This window comes from Aureimonas jatrophae, from assembly GCF_900104035.1.
In the GTDB taxonomy this organism is placed as follows: Bacteria; Pseudomonadota; Alphaproteobacteria; order Rhizobiales; family Rhizobiaceae; genus Aureimonas; species Aureimonas jatrophae.
This window is the reverse complement of the sequence record NZ_FNIT01000004.1, coordinates 294,079-313,531: the sequence shown is the minus strand read 5'-3', so window position 1 is coordinate 313,531 and position 19,453 is coordinate 294,079. Positions and strand designations below refer to the sequence as shown.

Annotated in this window: 18 protein-coding genes; 9 read left to right on the top strand and 9 right to left on the bottom strand. The window is 71.7% G+C overall.

Annotation, left to right across the window (positions count from 1 at the left end):
• Positions 1-58 precede the first annotated feature (58 nt).
• A complete protein-coding gene (locus tag BLQ76_RS11380) occupies positions 59-2,464 on the bottom strand; it encodes a bifunctional diguanylate cyclase/phosphodiesterase (protein WP_090673176.1) in 2,406 nt (801 codons plus the stop codon).
• Between the two features lie 258 nt (positions 2,465-2,722).
• Between BLQ76_RS11380 and BLQ76_RS11375 the strand changes: the two genes are divergently transcribed.
• Entirely contained in the window at positions 2,723-3,937 is a 1,215-nt protein-coding gene (locus tag BLQ76_RS11375) for a multidrug effflux MFS transporter (RefSeq protein WP_090673174.1), read from the top strand.
• A 9-nt stretch (positions 3,938-3,946) separates the two neighbouring features.
• Here BLQ76_RS11375 and uxuA read toward each other — a convergent pair whose 3' ends face one another.
• From uxuA to BLQ76_RS11345, 6 genes are all read right to left on the bottom strand, one after another.
• Positions 3,947-5,128: a mannonate dehydratase gene (gene uxuA / locus BLQ76_RS11370; protein ID WP_090673172.1), complete on the bottom strand. Its 1,182-nt coding sequence runs from the start codon at positions 5,126-5,128 to the stop codon at positions 3,947-3,949.
• 27 nt (positions 5,129-5,155) lie between these two features.
• Positions 5,156-5,929, bottom strand: coding sequence for an SDR family NAD(P)-dependent oxidoreductase (locus BLQ76_RS11365; protein ID WP_090673170.1), 774 nt, complete (start codon positions 5,927-5,929; stop codon positions 5,156-5,158).
• Between the two features lie 27 nt (positions 5,930-5,956).
• Entirely contained in the window at positions 5,957-6,745 is a 789-nt protein-coding gene (locus tag BLQ76_RS11360) for an ATP-binding cassette domain-containing protein (RefSeq protein ID WP_090673168.1), read from the bottom strand.
• Positions 6,738-7,811, bottom strand: a complete 1,074-nt coding sequence (locus BLQ76_RS11355) for an ABC transporter permease subunit (protein WP_090673167.1) — start codon at positions 7,809-7,811, stop codon at positions 6,738-6,740. Before BLQ76_RS11355 ends, BLQ76_RS11360 begins: the two co-directional genes overlap by 8 nt.
• A 205-nt stretch (positions 7,812-8,016) precedes the next feature.
• Positions 8,017-9,021, bottom strand: coding sequence for an ABC transporter substrate-binding protein (locus tag BLQ76_RS11350; RefSeq protein WP_090673165.1), 1,005 nt, complete (start codon positions 9,019-9,021; stop codon positions 8,017-8,019).
• 185 nt (positions 9,022-9,206) lie between these two features.
• Complete coding sequence (locus BLQ76_RS11345) at positions 9,207-10,103, bottom strand: sugar-binding transcriptional regulator (protein WP_090673163.1); 897 nt, start codon at positions 10,101-10,103, stop codon at positions 9,207-9,209.
• A 149-nt stretch (positions 10,104-10,252) separates the two neighbouring features.
• Here BLQ76_RS11345 and BLQ76_RS11340 point away from each other — a divergent pair, with 149 nt between their 5' ends.
• Genes BLQ76_RS11340 through BLQ76_RS11330 form a run of 3 tightly spaced genes read left to right on the top strand, consistent with a single transcriptional unit; the run spans position 10,253 to position 13,359 of the window.
• Entirely contained in the window at positions 10,253-11,167 is a 915-nt protein-coding gene (locus BLQ76_RS11340; protein WP_090673161.1) for a tagatose-bisphosphate aldolase, read from the top strand.
• Between the two features lie 6 nt (positions 11,168-11,173).
• Complete coding sequence (locus tag BLQ76_RS11335; protein ID WP_090673159.1) at positions 11,174-12,634, top strand: ROK family protein; 1,461 nt, start codon at positions 11,174-11,176, stop codon at positions 12,632-12,634.
• Positions 12,631-13,359 (top strand): SDR family oxidoreductase, encoded by a 729-nt coding sequence (locus BLQ76_RS11330; RefSeq protein ID WP_090673157.1) that lies wholly within the window; start codon positions 12,631-12,633, stop codon positions 13,357-13,359. The genes BLQ76_RS11335 and BLQ76_RS11330 overlap by 4 nt, the downstream gene beginning before the upstream one ends.
• Positions 13,360-13,406: 47 nt before the next feature.
• Here the strand turns inward: BLQ76_RS11330 and BLQ76_RS11325 are convergent, their stop codons facing one another.
• Positions 13,407-13,616, bottom strand: coding sequence for a hypothetical protein (locus tag BLQ76_RS11325; RefSeq protein WP_090673155.1), 210 nt, complete (start codon positions 13,614-13,616; stop codon positions 13,407-13,409).
• 172 nt (positions 13,617-13,788) lie between these two features.
• On the opposite strand from BLQ76_RS11325, the gene BLQ76_RS11320 reads away from it, so the two are divergent.
• The 3 genes from BLQ76_RS11320 (at position 13,789) to BLQ76_RS11310 (ending at position 15,141) form a co-directional block, all read left to right on the top strand.
• Complete coding sequence (locus tag BLQ76_RS11320; protein ID WP_090673153.1) at positions 13,789-14,223, top strand: curlin; 435 nt, start codon at positions 13,789-13,791, stop codon at positions 14,221-14,223.
• A gap of 34 nt (positions 14,224-14,257) precedes the next feature.
• A complete protein-coding gene (gene csgH / locus BLQ76_RS11315; protein ID WP_090673151.1) occupies positions 14,258-14,641 on the top strand; it encodes a curli-like amyloid fiber formation chaperone CsgH in 384 nt (127 codons plus the stop codon).
• Between the two features lie 86 nt (positions 14,642-14,727).
• Entirely contained in the window at positions 14,728-15,141 is a 414-nt protein-coding gene (locus BLQ76_RS11310) for a curlin (protein ID WP_090673149.1), read from the top strand.
• Here BLQ76_RS11310 and BLQ76_RS11305 read toward each other — a convergent pair.
• Entirely contained in the window at positions 15,125-16,009 is an 885-nt protein-coding gene (locus BLQ76_RS11305) for a LysR family transcriptional regulator (RefSeq protein WP_090673148.1), read from the bottom strand. The two genes, BLQ76_RS11310 and BLQ76_RS11305, sit on opposite strands and share 17 nt — an antisense overlap.
• A gap of 90 nt (positions 16,010-16,099) precedes the next feature.
• On the opposite strand from BLQ76_RS11305, the gene BLQ76_RS11300 reads away from it, so the two are divergent.
• Positions 16,100-17,050 (top strand): NAD-dependent epimerase/dehydratase family protein, encoded by a 951-nt coding sequence (locus tag BLQ76_RS11300; RefSeq protein ID WP_090673146.1) that lies wholly within the window; start codon positions 16,100-16,102, stop codon positions 17,048-17,050.
• A gap of 86 nt (positions 17,051-17,136) precedes the next feature.
• Complete coding sequence (locus BLQ76_RS11295) at positions 17,137-19,452, top strand: Tex family protein (protein ID WP_090673144.1); 2,316 nt, start codon at positions 17,137-17,139, stop codon at positions 19,450-19,452.
• Position 19,453: the final 1 nt, after the last annotated feature.

Here is a 19,453-nt window from a genome sequence, read left to right as displayed (position 1 = left end):
CGCGGGGTCGTTCCGGCAAGATGGGTCCTCGACCCGTCTCGGCGAGACCCCGCCGGGCTCACGATGCCATCGCGAACCGGCGGTCGCCCTGCGGTGCGGTCCCGGCGGCGCCCGCCAGGCAGAGCGTGCGGAACGCCTCGAACGGCATCGGCTTGCCGAAGAGGTAGCCCTGGCCCTCGGTAAGGCGCCCCGCGAGGTAGCGGGCCTGCCCGGCGGTCTCGATGCCCTCGGCGATGACGTCGAGGCCGCAGCCCTCGGCCATGCGCACAACCGCGTCGACGATGCCCTGGTCCTTCCGGTCGGTCTCGATGTCGCGCACGAAGGAGCGGTCGATCTTGAGGCGCGTGATGTCGAGCTGCTTGAGCATGGTCAGCGAGGCGAAGCCGGTGCCGAAGTCGTCGAAGGCGATGCCGACGCCCATGGCGCGCAGGCGCGCGAGATGGCTGGCGATCGTGCGCTCGTTGCGCAGGACGATGTTCTCGGTGATCTCCAGCTCCAGCGCCTCGGGCGGCAGACCGGTGGCCGCCAGCGCCGCCTCGACCCGCTCCACGAAGTCCGGCAGGCGCAGCTGCGCGGCAAACAGGTTCACGCCGATGCGAAAGTCGGCCTGACCCTCCGCGCGCAGCCGCACGGCGTCGGCGCAGGCGGTGCGCAGGATCCAGTCGCCCACCGGCACCGCGAGATGACCCGCTTCCAGAACCGACAGGAAGGCGGCCGGCGACAGGACGCCCATATAGGGGAAGTTCCAGCGGATCAGCGCCTCCGCGCCCACGATCCGGCCGTCGCAGAGGCGGACCTGCGGCTGGTAGTAGAGCTCGAAGTGCCGCTCGTCCCAGGCGGTCTCCAGATCGTCGGCGACCCCGCGCCGTTCGGCCGAGGCGCGGCGCAGCTCGGGCGTGAAGAGCCGCACCCGGCCCCGACCGTTCGCCTTGGCGTCGTAGAGCGCGAGATCGGCGCCGGTCAGAAGATCGGCGGCGGGTACGGCCTGGGCCTGCGCGGTCATGACGCCGACGCTGGCCGAGATGTGGGCGGCATGGTGCCCGACCGTGATCGGCCGCTCGATCGCCTCGATGATCTCCTGCCCGACCGCGCAGGCCCGCAACGGGTCGGCATCGTTCTCGACCAGCACCGCGAACTCGTCGCCGCCGAGCCGCGCTACGAGACGGCCCGATCCGGGCAGCGCGCGGATCCGTTCGGCCACGATGCGCAAGACGTCGTCGCCGCCCGTATGGCCCACCGCGTCGTTGACGCCCTTGAAGCCGTCGAGATCGAACACGAGAAGCGAGAAGGGCGCCCCCCCGGCCTTGTGGGCGGCGACCAGACCGGCGAGCGCGTCGTGAAAGCGCGCGCGATTGGCCAGTCCCGTCAGCGCATCCGAGAAGGCGAGGGCGCGGATGCGCGCCTCGCCGCGCAGGCGCTCGCTCTGGTCCCGAAAGGCGATCACGGTCTGCGGACGTCCCGCCAGGCGCACGCCGCTGCACAGAACGCGCACCGGCACCGGTCCGGCCGCGGCGCGCGTGAGGTCCGCATCGGCCTCCTCGCGCTCGGGCAGGGCCGACAGGTCGAGCTTGGGCACGAGGTCGCGAAGCGTCATCGTGGCCAGGGTCTCGCGCGGGAAGCCCGACAGGCGCGCGAGGCTGTCGTTGGCCGAGACGATGCGGTCGCCCTCGCAGATCGCGAGGCCCTCCAACGCGAGGTTGGCAAGCTCGCCGAGGCGCTGGCGCTCCGTGCGCAGCTTGCGCCGCGCGCTGAGCGTCAGGCGCAGGCCGGTCATCGCCACCAGAACCAGGCCGAACGAGACGGCCGCGACCACCGGCGCCAGGTGTTCGGGGGGCACGGTCCAGCTCGGCAGGGCGACGCGCGGGTCGAATTCCAGCTGCAGCGCCGCCATGCCGCCGAGGTGCAGAAGGCCGATCGCCAGAACCAGAAGCGGCGCGCCGGTCAGGTTGACCGCGCGCCGTCGCTCGACCGAGGCCAGGGTCGCGAGGCCGAACAGCGGCAGGCTGAGAAGGATCGTCGCGGCGACGAGCCCGTGATCCCAGACCACATGCCCGCGCACCACGTAGGCCGCCTGCCCGACATAGTGCAGCACCGTGACGCCGAGCCCGATCACGACGCCGCCCGCAAAACGCCGCCAGCGCTCGCGCCGCCCGAGCGTCAGAAGGAGGCCGAGGCCGATGCCGCAGATCGCCAGAACGAGCGACAGCGCCGTCGTGAAGGGCTCGAAGCCGGACGGCATCCCCGGGCGGAAGGCGAGCAGCGCCACCATGTGGGTCGCCCAGGCCGTGCTGCCGGCCGTCACCAGCGACAGGACGGCCCATTGGCGCCGCGCCCGGCCCTCGCAGCGTCCCGCATGGCGGGCGACCGAGAAGGATCCGTAGACCCCGAGCGTGCACACGAACGCCGCCAGCGCCAGCAGGGTCGGGTCGTTCAGAACGCCGAGGCAGGTCAGAATCACGGTCATGCGGAGCGCCCCTTCCGACTGACGTGATACAAGGCGAGCGTTAACGGCTCAGGGCGCGGATCCGCGACAAATCGAGCAAACCAGCGCGTTTGAAGGGTCCACCGCGACGATTATGGGGGCGGCTGACTATCAGCGGTCTATCGACGGTCTGCCTCGCAGGCCGTGGCGGCGTCGCCCTTGCCATCGGCGGGCCGTCCCGTCTTAAGAAGGTCACAGGCGGTTCGGCCGGTGCCTGCCGAGCTCCGAGGAGATCCCACGATGCACGCCACCTTGTTCCGCTCGGCGCTGGTTCTCGGCCTCCTGTCGGCGATCGGACCCTTCTCGATCGACATGTACCTGCCGGCCATGCCCGAGATCGGCGCCTCGCTCGGGGCTTCCGAGACCGCCGTGCAGCTGACGATCACGTTGTATCTCCTGGCCTTCGGCGTCAGCCAGTTCCTGTGGGGGCCGCTCGCCGACGCCTTCGGGCGCAAGCCGCCGCTGGTGGCGGGCATTCTCCTGTTCATCGTCGGCAGCGTCGGCTGCGCCTTCGCGACCGACCTCGACTGGCTGCTGGCGGGCCGCGTGGTGCAAGGGATCGGGGCGGCATCGGTCGGCGTCGTGCCGCGCGCGGTGGCGCGCGACCGCTTCACCGGCGTCGAGGCGACGAAGCTCCTCGCCATGATGATGCTGGTGATCGCCGTCTCGCCGATGCTGGCGCCGCTCGCGGGCTCGGTCGCGCTCCTGTCCGGCAGCTGGCGGCTGATCTTCGCGCTGCTCGTCGCGGTCGGCATCATGAGCCTTCTCGTCACCGTGCTCGCGCTGCCCGAGACGCTGGGCGTGCGCGACCGGGTGCCGGTGAACCTGCGCTCCATGGCGGCGGGCTGCCGCGTGCTTCTGGCGGACCCGGTGTTCATGAGCCTCAGCTTCGTCAGCGCCTTCGGCTTCGCCAGCTTCTTCGTGTTCATCGCGGCGGCGGCCTTCGTCTACACCACCCATTTCGGCCTGTCGCAGACGGGCTTTTCGCTGGCCTTTGCGGTGAACGCGCTCGGCTTCTTCGCGGCGAGCCAGCTCTCGGCCGCCGCCACGCAGCGCTTCGGCGTCATGGCCATGGTGCGATGGCCGCTGGTGGCGTTTGCCGTTGTCACGCTGCTGCTCCTGGCCCTCGTCGCAGCGGGGCTCGGCTCGCTCCCGGTGATCATGGCGCTTTTGTTCTGCGCCAACGCCGCGCTCGGTCTCGTGATGCCGGTCGCCTTCGTGATGGCGATCGAGGAGCACGGCGAGATCGCGGGTCTCGCCTCCTCGCTCGCCGGCACGATCCAGATGGTGACGGGCAGCCTCGTGGTGACGCTGATGGCGCCCTTCTTCGACAACACGCCGCTGCCCATGGTAGCGGCGATCGCGCTGTGCGGCACGCTGGCCGCCGCGATCGGGCTTCTGGCCTTCCGCCGCGTCCCCGCGGCCGCCGACGCCCCGCGCGGGGAGCCGGCGTAGCCTTTTCCGTCAGGCGGACTGGAAGCGGTCCACGGCCGCGATCACGCCGCGCAGCTCGGCCAGGCCCTTCAGGCGCCCGATCAGCGAGTAGCCGGGATTGGTCCGCTTCTCGATGTCGTCGGCCAGGAGATGACCGTGGTCGGGCCGCATCGGGATCTCGGCGCCGGCCAGTCCCTCGCGCTCGCGCCGCCGCTCCTCCGCGCGCAGCGTCGAGATCACCGACACCATGTCGACGTCGCCGCCGAGGTGCTCGCTCTCGTCGAAGGACCGGTCGTCCTCCACCGCGACGTTGCGCAGGTGCGTGAAGTGGATGCGCGGGGCGAACTCGGCGGCCATGGCGACCACGTCGTTGTCGCGTCGCGAGCCGAGCGATCCCGTGCAGAAGGTGAGGCCGTTACTGCTCGACGGTGTGGCGGCGAGCACGGCGCGAAGGTCGTCGGCCGTGGAGACGACGCGCGGCAGGCCGAACAGCGAGAAGGGCGGATCGTCGGGATGGATGCCGAGCCGCACGCCCGCTTCGTCCGCGACCGGGGCCACCTCGCGCAGGAACGCAACGAGATTCTCGCGCATGCCCTCGGCCCCGACGCCGTCGAACTCGGCGATGCGGCGTGCGATGCCGGCGCGGTCGTAGGTGTCCTCGCCGCCCGGCAGACCGGCGATGATGTTGCGCTCGAGCGTCGCGATCTCGCCCTCGCTCATGCCCCCGAGCCGCTCGCGCGCCCGCTGGAGCGTCGCCTCGTCGTAGCTCTCCTCCGCGTTCGGGCGCCGCAGCACGAATGCGTCGTAGGCCGCGAACTCCACCATGTCGAAGCGCAGCGCGTAGCCCGTGGTCGGCAGCTTGTGGAGAAGGTCGGTGCGCGTCCAGTCCACGACGGGCATGAAGTTGTAGCAGACGGTGGGCACGCCGCCGCGCCCGAGCTGGCGCAGGCTCTCGATCCAGTTGTCGAGATACCGCCGCCACGGCCCCGAGCGCAGCTTGATCGAGGTGTGGACCGGGATCGACTCGCAGACCGACCAGGTCAGCCCCGCGCGCTCGATGAGCGCCCGCCGCTCGGCGACGTCGTCCGCGGTCCAGGCGCGGCCGTCGTAGATGTGGTGCAGCGCCGTGACGATGCCGGACGCCCCGGCCTGCCGGACATGGTCGAGCGTCACGGGATCCTCGGGGCCGAACCAGCGCCAGCTCTGCAGCATCTCACGTGTTCCTTGGGTTGGTGGCGTTCAGCGCACGCCGATGCCGGCGAGCAGCCCGCCGTCGATGCGGTGGTCGGAGCCCGTGATGAAGCCGGCGCGCTCGGAGGCGAGAAAGGCGACCAGCGCCGCGATCTCCTCGGGCTCGCCGATGCGCCCGATCGGATGGGCCTCGCCGAAGCGGCGGAACACGGCCTCGACGTCGGTGTCCGGCCCGTCGAAGGTGCGGGCGGCGAGCTCCAGGATGGGCGTGCGCACCGAGCCGGGGCTGACCGACACGACGCGGATGCGATCGGGCGCGAAATCGAGCGCCATGGCGCGCGTCAGCGCGTGGATCGCGCCCTTGGAGGCGACATAGGCCGCGACGTTCGGCTGGCAGGCCGAGCCTTGCACGCTGGACAGGTTGACGATCGCCCCGCCGCCGCGCCGCCGCATGAGCGGCACGCCTGAGCGCGCGGTCAAGTGGATCGAGCCGACATTGACCGCCAGGCACCGCATGAAGGTCTCGTGGTCGGTCGAGACGGCATCACCGTAGGGATGGACGGCCGCCGAGTTGACGATCACGTCGAGCCCGCCGGAGCGCGCCTCGAGTTCCGCAAAGGCGGCCTCGACCTCGCTCGGCGCGGCAACATCGGTCCGGCGCACGTGAAGTCGCTGATCGGCCTCACGCAGCGCGGCGTTGGCCGTCTCGTCGATGCCGAGACACGTGACCTCGGCGCCCTCGCGCGCGAGGTGCAGCGCCGTGGCGCGGGCGATGCCGGTGGTGCCGGTGACGAGGGCGATCTTGCCCGTGAACTCGCCCATGCCCTAGCGCCTCCCCACGCGCGTCCTTCAGCCTCCTACCATCAGCTTGACCACCTCGTCATGGGTCGTGTCGCTGATGCGGCGCTCGCCGGCCATGACCCCGCGCCGCATGACCACGATGCGGTCCGACACGGCGAAGATGTCCTGGAGGTTGTGCGAGATGAAGATCACGCCGCGACCCTGGGCCTTCAGCTGGTGGATCAGCGAGATGACCTTGCGCTGCTCGGGAACGCCGAGCGCGGCGGTCGGCTCGTCCATGATCAGGAGCCGCGCGTTCCAGTAGACCGCGCGCCCGATCGCCACCGCCTGGCGCTGGCCGCCCGAGAAGTTCGAGACCGGCGCGTCCATGCGCGAGACGTGGAAGTCGAGAAGCGCCATGGTGTCGCGTGCGGCCTCCGCCATCTTGCGGCGGTCCAGCACCGGCAGGAAGCCGAAGCGCTTGCGCATCGGCTCGCGGCCGAGAAAGATGTTGGCGCCGATCGACAGGTTATCGGCCAGTGCCAGGTCCTGGTAGATCGTCTCGATGCCGCTGGCGCGCGCCTCCTGGGGCGTCGAGAACGAGACGGGCTTGCCCTCCAGGCGGATCTCGCCCGCCGTCGGGCGGAAGACGCCCGAGATCGACTTGATGAAAGTGGTCTTGCCGGCCCCGTTGTCGCCCGCCAGAGCCACGACCTCGCCCGGATGGATCTTCAGGGAGAAGTCGTTCAGCGCGCGGATCGCGCCGAAGTGCTTGGACAGGTTGGTGACCTCAAGGATCGGCACGCCCGTTCCGGTCTGGGGACGGCCCGGGGCCGCGATGGTGGCTGCGTTACTCATCGACGCGTCCTCCGCTGAACTGGCGCTGCGCCTGGTCGATCAGGACCGAGATGATGATCACGACGCCGACCGATATGAACTGCCAGAAGGGCTCGACGTTGACGAAGACGAGGCCGTACTGGATCACCGCGATGACGAGCGCGCCGGCCACCGTGCCGAGGATCGTGCCCGAGCCGCCGAAGAGGCTCGCGCCGCCAATCACGACGGCCGCGACCGAGTCGAGCAGCAGCGGCTCGCCGGCTTGGGCCGCGCCCGCGTTGAAGCGCGCGGAGTAGAGGACGCCCGCCAGGCCGGCGCAGGCCGCCGACAGGATGTAGAGGCGCAGCAGGTGCCACTTGATGTCGATGCCCGAGCGGCGCGCCGCCTGGACGTTGGCGCCGATCGCGTAGTTGTGCTGCCCGAAGCGCGTCTGGCTGAGAAGGTAGTGCATCGCGAGCACGAAGATCGCCGTCACGATCACGAGGATCGGCACGTTCAGGATGCGTCCGTTACCGATCTGGGCGAAGAAGGAGTTGCTGACCGGGACCGTCGTGCCGCCGGCGAGCAGGAAGGCGACGCCGCGCGCCACGCCGAACATGCCGAGCGTGCCGATGAAGGGGGGAATGCGCAGCCGCGACACGAGGAGGCCGTTGATCGTGCCGGGGACGGTGGCGACCAGCACCGCGACCAGCGCGCCGAACAGGACGCCGAGCGGCAGGCCGAGCGCGGGCGTCGCCCAGTTGATCGCATGCGCCGCCACCACCGCCGCCAGGCCCATGATGAAGCCCATCGACAGGTCGATGCCGCCCGAGATGATCACGAAGGTCTGGCCGGTGGCGAGAAGGAGCGGCGCCACCGCGAAGATCAGGATCGACTGGATGTTGAACGAGTTCAGGATGAAGGTGCCGCCGAACTCGGCGCGCGCCCAGGCCTCGAAGCCGAGCACGAGGGCCGCCAGGAACAGCCAGGCGCGCAGGTCCGCGACCCGCTGCAGCCAAGTCTTGCTGCGGTCGGCATGGTCGGCTTCGGGCCGCCCGTTCACCGGTGCCGCTGCAGCGGCCTGCGCCCCGCTCGCACTGTTGGTCATGAGGATACCCGCACGGCTCGGCGGCCGCGTCCCGTGGATCGAAGGATAAGGAAGGCTTGCGCGGATCGCGGCGAACGCGAGTTCGCCTCGAGCGCTCTGGATCTGGGTGCCATTGCCCGCCCGAAGGCGGCGTCGGCCTTCGTAGGGGAAAGCTCAAGTGAGCCGGCTTCCGGCGTGAGCCGCCGGAAGCAGGTCGCCTCTACGCTCAGTCCGAGTAGACGTACTTGGCGACGTCGGGATTGGTGACGTTGCTCTTGTCGATCACGGTGAAGCCGGTGCCGATCGCGACCGGGATCGACTGGCCCGTGAGGTGGGCATAGGCCGAGACCACGCCGTAGTAGCCGATCTCGGCGGGGTGCTGGGCGATCGCGGCGTCGACGAGGCCGGACTGGATGTTGTCGACGATCGAGCCCGGCGCGTCGAAGGCGATGACCTTCACGTTGCCGGTCTGGCCCGCCTGCTGGACGCCGTTGCCCGCGCCGATGGCCGAGAAGAGGTTGGCGCCGAACACGCCCTTGAGGTCGGAGTTGCGGGCGTAGACCGCCTGGAGCTGGCTCGCCGCGCGGTTGGCGTCGTTCTCGTTGAACTGGGTGTCGAGAACGGTGATGGCGGGGAAGTTCTCGCGCATCTCGTCCTTGAAGCCCTGCTCGCGCTGGTCTGTGGTCGAGATGCCGGGCTTGACGTTGGAGACGTAGACCTTGCCGCCGCCCTCGCCGATGGCCTTGGCGAGCGCGCGCGCCGCCATGCGGCCGCCGAGGACGTTGTCGGAGGCGATGTAGGCGAGCGGGAAGTCGGCGTCGCCCGCACCCGTCTGGTACTGGCCGCTGCCGATGAACGTGTCGACCGTGATCACCGCGATGCCGGCATCCTGGGCCTTGCGCAGCGGCTCAACGAGCTGGGTCTTGTCGGTGGGCGCGATCAGGATCGCGTCGGGCTTGCGGGCGATCGTGGCGTCGAGGACGGGCACCTGCACGACCGGGTTGAACTCCGGCGCGCCCTGGAAGACGAGGTCGACGCCGAGCGCGTCGGCTGCGGCCTGCGCGCCCTTGCGCATGGTGATGTAGAAGGCGTCCGTGGTCAGGCCCGGGATGAGCGCCACCGTGTAGCGCTTCTTGTCCTGCGCGTGGCCGGGGGCCACGACGGCGGTCAGGCCGATCGCGCTTCCCAGCGCGAGCATGGCCACGGTCTTCAGAATCGAACGGCGCAGCATCGGTTTCTCCTCCCAGAGACGGGCGGCCCCGGCATGCGCTCCCACGCATGTCCCGCCGGAGCGGATCCCGACCGGGATTCGTTCTCGCCCAACGTCCGCATGCTCGTCCGGCGGTGGCCGTAGCGTCAAGCGAAAAATGTTGCTGGAATTCCTTCCAACGAGGATTTCCGCAAGTGGACGTCCGCTCAGGCGAGGTCGAGCAACGCGTCGGCAGTATGCGTGTCGGTGGCGAGCGCCGAGATCAGCCCCGCTCGGGCCGCCCCGCGAATGGCTGCCGCCTTGGCTTCGCCGCTCGCCACGCCGATCACGAGCGGCGTGCGCCCCAGCTCCTCGCGCGACATGGCGATCATGCGTCCTTCGCCTTCCCAGGGGACCGGCGACCCGTCGGCGTCGAAGTAGTGGCGGATGACGTCGCCGGCCGCCTCGCCGAGCGCCCGCTCGTGGGGCGTCGAGGCGCCGGCATAGGGCGAACCCGGCAGGCGCGGCAGGCCGATGCCGACCAGCGCGGCGTCGGCTCGGCTCCACAGCGCGACCCCCTCCCGGATCGCGGGATCGGACAGGAACGCCCCGCGCGACTCGGCCGAGGGCAGGTAGGGGGCGTGGATGAAGTGCGGGTCGCCGCCCGTGGAGCGCGCCGCCAGGCGCACGAACTCGTTCACCTGGAAATGGGACGCGTGCTGCTGCATGCCGCCGGTCGCCGGCACGGTAAGGATGCCGGACATCTCCGGCAGTCCCGCCTCGACCACCGCCCGCACGGCGCGCCCCCAGCCGATCGCGAGAACCGAGCCCGCCCGGAGCCCCGCCCCGCGAAGGAGATCGGCGACGGGCGCGGCCAGCGCCTCGGCGCCCCCGGCCGACGGCGTCTCGGTCACCGCGGCGGCCTTGAGGCCGAGCTTCTCGCACAGGTCGCGCGCCAGGTCTTCGGGCGCCGCGAGGTCGCGCACCTCGATGCGCACGATGCCCTCCGCCCGCGCCCGCTGCAGGAGGCGCGAGATCGTCGCCGCCGACAGGCCGAGCCGCTTGGCGATGTCCACCTGGCTGAGTTCGCCCTCGTAGTGGAGCTTGGCCACCGTGTGAAGCAGCGTGCGGGACGCCTTGGGTTCGACGGGAGGCAGCTTGCAATTCCTTTCTGAAACACGTTACACATACGTCTAGCAGACAATCGCCGCGAGCGCGACTGTTAAGGCAACCGGAGCGTACGAGACGCCTCGGGCCGGCGGGAGGACCATCCATGACGCAAATGACCACGGCCGAGCGGCGAGGCTATCACCAGATCTGCGGACCCGAGGGGGCGATGATGGTGATCGCCTGCGACCAGCGCGGCGGCATGCGCACGCTTCTGGCGAGCGACCCGGCCGCGCAGGCCGCGATCGGCAACGACACGCTCGGCCAGACCAAGGCCGACATCACCCGCTATCTCGCCGCGCAGGCGGGCTGCGTGCTGGTGGATCCGATCTGCGCCGTGCCCCAGCTCGTCGACGACGCGGTCCTGCCGCGCGACACCGCGCTTCTGATCGGGCTCGACGCGTCGGGCTGGGACACCTCGCCGGAGGGCTACCGCCTGTCCAAGCTCGTCGAGGGCATCGACGCGCGGCGCGTGCGCGAGCTCGGCGGCACGGGCGGCAAGATCATGGTCTACCTGCGCTCCGACACGCCGGCCGCCAACACGCACAACATCCGCATCCTCGAGGACGTCATCGCCGACTTCGGGCGCGAGGATCTGCTGCTCGTCGTGGAGTTCCTGACCTACGCGCTCGAGGGCGAGGCGCCCGACGCCTACAAGGCGAAGATCCCGGAGCTCATCCAGGGCGGCTCGGGCATCTGCCTGGAGCTCGGCTCCAAGGTGCTGAAGATCCCCTATCCCGGCTCCGACGAGAGCTGCGCCGCCGTCACGCGGCTGTGCGGCGACGTGCCCTGGGCGGTGCTCTCGGCGGGCGTCGACCACGCGACCTTCCTCGGCCAGGTCGAGAGCGCGATGCGCAACGGCGCGTCCGGCGTGATCGCGGGGCGCTCGCTCTGGAAGGACTGCATCTCGCTCGACCGCGCCGAAACGCGGCGCCGGCTCGAGACGGTGGCGGTGCCGCGCCTGCGCGAGATCCAGGCCGTGATCCGCCGCCACCGCGCCGACACCGCCAAGGTCGCCTGACGCCCGATGCGCCAAGACAGCGCGATCGGCATCGATATCGGCGGCACGCACCTGCGCGCCGCGCGCGTCGCGCCCGATGGCGCGATCGAGGCACGGGCGCGGGCGTCGAGCGACCGCGATCCGGCCGTGGTCGTGGAGCGCATCGCGCACCTGATCGAGGCGGTCGACCAGCCCGGCGTCGTGCGCATCGGCATCGGCGTGCCGGGGCGCGTCGACTTCGCAAGCGGCCGCGTCCTGTCGGGCGGCTATGTCGATCTCTCCGGCACGGACCTTCGCGGCCTGCTCGAGGCGCGCTTCGGGCGCCCGGTCGTGGTCGACAACGACTGCTCCATGGCGCTCGTCGCCGAGAGCGCGGTGGGCGCGGCCCGTGGCCGCCACTCGGCCGTGATGCTGACGATCGGCACCGGCATCGGCGGCGCGGTGATGGACGAGGGTCGCATCGTGCGCGGACGCGGCGCGGCCGGCCAGCTCGGCCATGTCGGGGTCGATCCCGCAGGAAGGCCCTGCCTGTGCGGGCGCCGCGGCTGCGTCGAGACGGTCTCATCCGGCACGGCGCTCGGGGTCCATATCCGCGAGGCGGGCCTGCCCCCCGAGACGACGGCGGCCGAGCTTCTCGGGCGGCGCGCCGACGGCGACGCGAAGGCGCGCGCCGTTCTGATGAGCTGGGCGGGACCCCTGCGGCTCGCGATCGACAGCCTCGTCGCGGTGCACGACCCGGAGGTGGTGGTTCTCGGCGGCGGGCTCGGTGCGGCGGCGGCGGCTGCGCTCGACGGGATCGAGGTGCCGGCCTCGTGGTACCACAGCCCCGTCGTGCCCGCGCAGCTCGGCGACGACGCGGGCGTGATCGGCGCGGCGCTGCTCCTGCCGCCGGGCACCCGAAACGGCGGGAAGAAGCGCGTCGTCCTCGTGAACGGCGTGCCCGCCAGCGGCAAGAGCACGGTGGCGCAGGCGATCTCGCAGGCCGCCGGCTGGCCGCTCCTGTCGCTCGACACCGTGAAGACGCCGTTCCTGGACGAGATCGAGGGCGTCGACCGGCCCTTCAACCGCCGGCTCGGCCGTGCCAGCCTGCGCGCCCTGTTCGAGCTCGTGCGCGAGGCGCCGGCCGGGACGGGCGTCGTGATCGACGCCTGGTTCGGCTTCCAGCCGCACGCCTTCACCGCCGAGCTCCTGGCCCTGTCGGGGGCGGATGAATTCGCCGAGGTCTGGTGCACGGCGCCCCCGGAGGTGATCGGCGAGCGCTATCTCGCGCGCGTCGGCAGCCGCTCGGCGGCCCATCCCGGCGCGGAGTACGTGCCCGAGCTCGTCGCGCTCGCCCGAAGGGCCGAGCCGCTCCGCTTCGGGCCGGTCGTGGAGGTGGACACGCGCGCCCCGGCGGACCCGGACGCGCTCTGGCGCGAGGTCGCCGACCGCTGGACCGCGCCCGTCCGACACCATCAGCATCAAGGGGAGGAGGCATCAAGCCCATGACGGACTTCAACCGACGCACGATTCTGGTGACCGGGGCGAGCGGGGGCATCGGCGGGGCCACGGTGCGCCAGCTCGTGGCCGCCAATGCCGACGTCGTCGCGAGCGGGCGCAACAACGAGGCGCTGGAGACGCTCAGCGCCGAGACCGGCTGCCGGACGCTGCCCTTCGACCTCACCTCGGAGGACGAGGTGCGCGGCGCGCTGGAGGGCTTCGATCTCTGGGGCGTCGTGAACTGCGGCGGCTTCGGCGGCGAGATCGCCACCCCGATGGACACCGACATCGCGGTCTTCGACAAGGTCATCTCGATCAACGCGCGCGGCGCGCTGCTCGTCACCAAGTACGCCTCGCAGTCGATGATCCGGCTGGGCAAGGGCGGCGCGATCGTCAACGTGTCGAGCCAGGCCTCGCTGGTCGCGCTGTCCGGCCACATCTCCTACGGCTCGTCCAAGGCCGCGCTCGACAACATCACGCGCGTCTCGGCGCTGGAGCTCGGGCGCTACGGCATCCGCGTCAACAGCGTGAACCCGACCGTCGTGATGACCGAGATGTCGGCCTTCTACTGGGGCCGCCCGGAGATCGAGGAGCCGTTCCTCAAGACCATGCCGCTCGGCCGTTGGGCGTCCGAGGACGAGATCGCCGCGCCGATCGTCTTTCTCCTGTCGGACGGCGCCTCGATGATCTCGGGCGTGTCGCTTCCGATCGACGGCGGCTTCACCGCGGTCTGACCCTCCGGCGGCGCGGGCGCTTCCGGTCGCCCGCGCCGCGTTCCCGTTCAGGACGGATGCGCCTCGACCTCGGCCTCGGCCTTCGTGTCGTCGCCCCCGAGCTTGTCGCCCATGAGCTTGTCGCGCACGCGCGCGACCTCCGCCTCGTCCACCTCGACCGGCCGGCTCGTGTCGTCGGGCAGCCCGCCCGCCGTCTGGCCGATCGGGGCGTCGCGCGACCGGTCGTTCAGTCCATCCGTGATCTTGGTCTCGTTCATGTCCGCCTCCGTTGAGAGGACGGGGAACGCGCGGCGCGCGATTTGGGTGCCTCGCGGTGCGGCCGGGCGCGTGAACGACGACTGAACGGCCCCTTCAGCGCAGGTTCCGGCGCCGGGGCCCACAAAGGGTGCGTTCAACCCGAGCCGCATGGCTCCCGCCGGAGACGCTCCCATGGTCCGCATGCCCCTTGCCGCCGCCCTGATCGCCCTGGCCGGCCTCGCCTCCGCCGCGCCGGCCTCCGCCAACGACGTGCGCATCGACCAGTACGGCTGGGGCAACTCGGCCGGCGGCGCGCAGAACGGCTACCGCAACCGCATCCGCGTCCAGCAGGACGGGCGGGGCAACCGTCTGGTCGGGCACCAGCGCGGCGACCGGAACCTGTCGGCCGTCGGCCAGCAGGGTGCCGACAACACCGGTGCGACCTACCAGACCGGCAACCGCAACGTGGCGGGTATCGGCCAGTTCGGCTCCAACCACACGACGATCCTCACGCAGGACGGCAACGGCAACATCGCGGCCGGGGTCCAGGTCGGGCGCGGCTGCGCGGCCGACGTCGCGCAAGGGGGCAGCGGCAACGTCGCGGCCTTCGTCCAGGCCTGCGACTGATCCGCGACCCAGTCCGGTTCGAAGGAGCGATGTCATGCCAAGGATCCTGTTTCCCCTCGCGCTCGCCGCGTTGGCTCTCGGCTCGGCCGCGCCCGCCGTCCTTGCGGCCGGCAGTCAGGCCGGGGGCGGTGTCGACCGGCCGGGTTGCGAGCTGCGACTGGCCTCGCGGGGCAACGCGCTGACGCTGACGGCGCTGGCCCGGGCCGGCGAGGACGCCGCGGGCCATTATGCCTTGAGCGTCACCGGCCCCGGCACCTCGATCCGGCAGAACGGGCCGTTCCGGATCGGACCGGACGGAACGGCGACGCTGGGGACCGTCGGCCTGACGGCGGGCGGCGGCGGCTTCGACGCGCGGTTGGAGGTGGATCTCGGCGGCCGCACCCAGTCCTGCACGAGGCGGGTTCCGGGCGGGATCTGACCCACACGTCCTTCGCCGGGCCCCGGACGGGCCCGGCCCATCGGCTCGACGCAAGGCTCCGATCGGGGCAGGAAAGGTACGCTTCCATGATATCCGCAACATCGCTTCGCGCCCCGGGCGCCGCGCTTCTCGCGCTTCTTGTCGCCGGGACGGCGATGCCCGCGCCGGCCCTGGCCGGCGGGCAGGTCTCTTGGACCTATGCGCCCTCCAGCCGCGAGGCGTCGGGTCTGCTGGATGCGGGGCTTCGCCTCTACGCCCTGTCCCATGACCTTCGCGACGGCACGATCCGCCAGCGCGGTCGCAACAATAGCGCCGGGCTGGCGCAGCGCGGGCAGGGCAACCTCGGCCTCGTGGAGCAGCGCGGCGACGGACACGCGGCCACGCTGGCGCAGCGCGGCGACCGCAACGCCTATGGGCTTTTTCAGTTCGGCCGCGGTGCCGAGGACCATGTGGTCCAGAACGGCGGCGGAAGCGGCGCGACCGTCAGCTACGGCTGGTGAAGGCGGCGGCCAGCGCATCGAAGACCGCGCGGCAGCGGCTGACGCCCCGCAGGTCCTCGTGCATCGCGAGCCACAGCGGCAGCGCCGGCGCGAAGGCGTCCGGCAGGACGCGCACGAGGTCGGGATGCGGCGCGGCCAGCGCGACCTGGCACACGCCGATGCCGAAGCCCGCGCGGATCGCGGCGAGATGCGCGACGTGGCTGTCGGTGCGCAGCGCGAAGTTCTCGCGCCGCAGGCCCGGCAGGAGGTCCAGCATCGCCCGCGTGCCCGGCGCGTCGGTGTCGGGACCGATCAGGTCGTGTCCGGCGAGGTCGGCGAGGGTGCGGGGCGTTCCGCGATGCTCGAGGTAGTCGCGCCGGGCATGGAGGCCGAGCGCGACGTTGCCGAGGCGACGGGCCAGGAGCGCCTTCTGCACCGGCTCCACCATGCGTAGCGCGATATCGGCCCGGCGCTGGAGAAGGTCGTCCAGCGCGTTGCTGGAAACGAGCTCGATGGCGAGACCGGGATGGCGCCGTCGGAGATCCGCCAGCACCGGCGGCAGCCGCTCCAGCGCCATGACCTCGCTGGCCGTGATGCGCACCGTACCCTCGACCGCGCCCGGATCCGCCGACGCGGTGCGCCGCAACGCGGCCGCGATGGCCAGCATCTCGCGCGCATGGGGCGCGAGCGCGAGCGCCCGGTCGGTGGGTGACAGGCCGCGCTGCGAGCGTACGAAGAGCGTCCCGCCGACCGCCTGTTCCAGGAGCTCGACGTGGCGCGACACGCTCGGCTGCGTGAGGCCGAGACGCCGCGCGGCCGCCGAAAGCGACCCTTCGTCGATCACCGCGGCAAAGCTGCGGTAGAGGTCCCAACTCGGCTCGGAGTTCATCGATTTCTCTATAAAGGTCCGCCGAAAATCGTCAATTTCGGTGAGCCCTGATCCCGCGCATGGTCCCCTTCACGACAGAAGGAGGCAGCGATGGAACGGGCGGCACTGGTGTTGGGCGCGAGCGGCGGAATCGGCGGCGCCGTTGCGCGGCGGCTTCTCGAATCGGGATGGACGGTGCGTGCGCTGGCGCGTGCGGACAGCCTGGGTCGGTTGCCGGCCGGCGTCGAGGCGATGGCGGGCGATGCGATGGACGCCCGCGCCGTGCGACAAGCGGCGGACGGGGCGGTGCTGGTGGTCCACGCAGTAAATCCGCCGGGCTATCGCGACTGGGACCGTCTTGTCCTGCCGATGCTGGACAACACCGTCGCGGCGGCACGGGCGAACGGCGCGCGCATTCTTTTGCCCGGTACGGTCTACAACTACGGCCCCGATGCCTTTCCCCTGATCGGCGAGGACGCGCCGCAGAACCCTGCGACGCGCAAGGGGCGGATCCGCGTCGAGATGGAGCGGCGGCTCCACGAGGCGGCGCAGAGCGGCGAGGCACCGGTGCTTGTGGTGCGTGCGGGCGACTTCTTTGGTCCGGGTGCCGGCAACAACTGGTTCGCGCAGGGGCTCGTGCCCGCGGGCCGGCGTCCCGCCGCCATCCGCAACCCGGCCGCGCGGGGCGTCGGCCACCAGTGGGCCTACCTGCCCGACGTGGCCGAGACCATGGTGCGGCTCGCGGAAACGGACGGGCTCGGCCGCTTCGAGCGCTTCCACATGGACGGTCATTGGGACAGCGACGGCACGCGGATGCCGCAGGCGATCGCCGACGCGCTCGGCTCCCCGCGTGTTCCGGTGCGCCCGCTTCCCTGGTGGGCGCTGCGCCTGGCGGCTCCCTTCAACCGGACGGTGCGCGAGCTTCTGGAAATGCGCTATCTCTGGCGGCAGCCGGTACGCCTCAGCAACGCGCGCCTCGTGGCGCGGCTCGGCGCCGAGCCGCGCACGCCGCTGCGCGAAGCGGTCGCCGCGACGCTCGCCGCCAACCGCAACCTCGGCTGACGGGGAGCTGCCGGCGCCCTCAACTTGCCGCTTGCATCTGGTGAGGGGGAAGGCGACAGCCCGTCTTCCCAGCGCGAAGGATCCCCATGAGCACGGCCAGCCCCACCATCGAGACGACGATCGCCCGCGAGATCGGGGCGACGCCCCGGCAGGTCGCGGCCGCCGTGGAACTCCTCGACGGCGGTGCGACGGTTCCCTTTGTCGCGCGCTACCGCAAGGAAGCGACGGGCGGCCTCGACGACACGCAGCTGCGCACGCTGGAAGCGCGGCTGGGGGCCTTGCGCGATCTCGAGGCGCGGCGCCTGGCCGTGCTGCGCTCGGTGCGCGAACAGGACAAGCTGACCCCCGAGCTGGAGGCCGCGATCCGGCGCGCGGCGACGCGCGTGGAGCTGGAGGACGTTTACCTTCCCTACCGCCCGAAGCGTCGCAACCGCGCCACCGCCGCGCGCGAGCGGGGCCTGGGGCCGCTGGCCGAACGCATCCTGGCCGATCGCACCGTCGACCCGGCTGCGCTGGCCGCGAGCTTCCTGTCGGCGGAGGTGCCGGATGCGAAGGCCGCGCTGGAGGGGGCGCGCGATATCGTGGCCGAGGGCATGGCGGAGAATCCCGCGCTGGTCGGCGAGATCCGTCGCCATCTCGTCGCCAAGGCGCAGCTCCGCGCCCGCGTCGTGCCCGGCCGGGAGGAGGCGGGCGCCAAGTTCTCGGACTATTTCGACCATAGCGAAAAGTGGGCCGGCGCACCGAGCCACCGCGTGCTCGCCCTCCTGCGCGCCGAGCGCGAGGGCGTCGTCACGGTGGATGTCGAGGTCGACGCCGACGACACGAGCCCCGTGAAGCCGGTCGAGGCGATGATCGCGCGCCACAGCAACGTGCGCCCGCAGGGCGGCGGGGCGGCCGACGCTTGGCTTCTCTCGGTCGCGCGCTGGGCCTGGCGGCAGAAGCTGCGCCCCGGCCTCGACACCGAAATGATGGCGACGCTGAAGGAGGGCGCCGACGGCGAGGCGATCCGCGTCTTCTCGCGCAACCTGAAGGATCTGCTGCTCGCCGCCCCCGCCGGTGCCAAGGCGACGATGGGCCTCGATCCCGGCATCCGCACCGGCGTCAAGGTCGCCGTGGTGGACGCGACGGGCCGCCTCGTCGACAGCGCGACGATCTATCCGTTCCAGCCGCGCAACGACGTGGCCGGCGCTTCCGCCCGGCTCGCCGAACTGATCAACCGGCATGCGGTGGAACTCGTCGCCATCGGCAACGGCACGGCGAGCCGCGAGACCGAGCAGCTGGCCGAGAGCGTCATCAGGGCGCTGCCGGGCCACAAGCCCGTGAAGGTCGTGGTGTCGGAGGCCGGCGCCTCGGTCTACTCCGCCTCGGAGCTCGCCGCCCGCGAGATGCCGGGCGTCGACGTGACGATCCGCGGTGCCGTGTCGATCGCGCGCCGCCTGCAGGACCCGCTCTCCGAGCTCATCAAGGTCGACCCCAAGGCGATCGGCGTCGGCCAGTACCAGCACGACGTCGACCAGGGCCGCCTGTCCCGGGCCCTCGACGCGGTGGTCGAGGATGCGGTGAACGCGGTGGGCGTCGATCTGAACACGGCCTCCGCCGCGCTTCTCGCGCGCGTCGCGGGGCTCGGCCCCTCGCTCGCCGAGGCGATCGTCGCCCATCGCGACGCCAGGGGACCCTTTCCCTCGCGCCGCAAGCTGCTCGAGGTGCCGCGCCTCGGTCCCAAAGCCTTCGAGCAATGCGCCGGTTTCCTGCGCATCCAGGGCGGTGCGGAGCCGCTCGACGCCTCGGCGGTCCATCCGGAAGCCTATCCCGTGGCCCGGCGCATCGTCGCGGCCGTGGGCAAGGACGTCGCGGCGGTGATGCGCGATCCCGCCGCGCTGCGCACGCTGGAGCCGGAGCGCTTCGTCGGCGAAGGGTTCGGCGTGCCGACCGTGCGCGACATCATCGCCGAGCTGGAAAAGCCCGGCCGCGATCCGCGTCCCGCCTTCCGCACCGCGGCCTTCGCGGACGGTGTCCACGAGATCACCGACCTGAAGCCCGGCATGAGCCTGGAGGGTACGGTCACCAACGTCGCGGCCTTCGGTGCCTTTGTGGACATCGGCGTCCACCAGGACGGGCTGGTGCATGTCTCGCAGCTCGCCGACCGCTTCGTGCGCGATCCTGCCGAGGTGGTGCGCGCGGGACAGGTCGTGCGCGTGCGGGTGGTGGAGGTCGACGTGAAGCGCAAGCGCATCTCGCTGACCATGCGCAGCGAGATGCCGGAAGCGGGAGCGCGGCCGGCGAACCGGGGAAGCTCGCCGGACACGCCGCGCCCTACCGCCGCAGCCGGACGCGGCGAGCCGTCGCGCGGCGAGGGCGCCCTGGCGGCGGCGCTGGCCGCCGCCGCCCGCAAGCGGCGGTAGC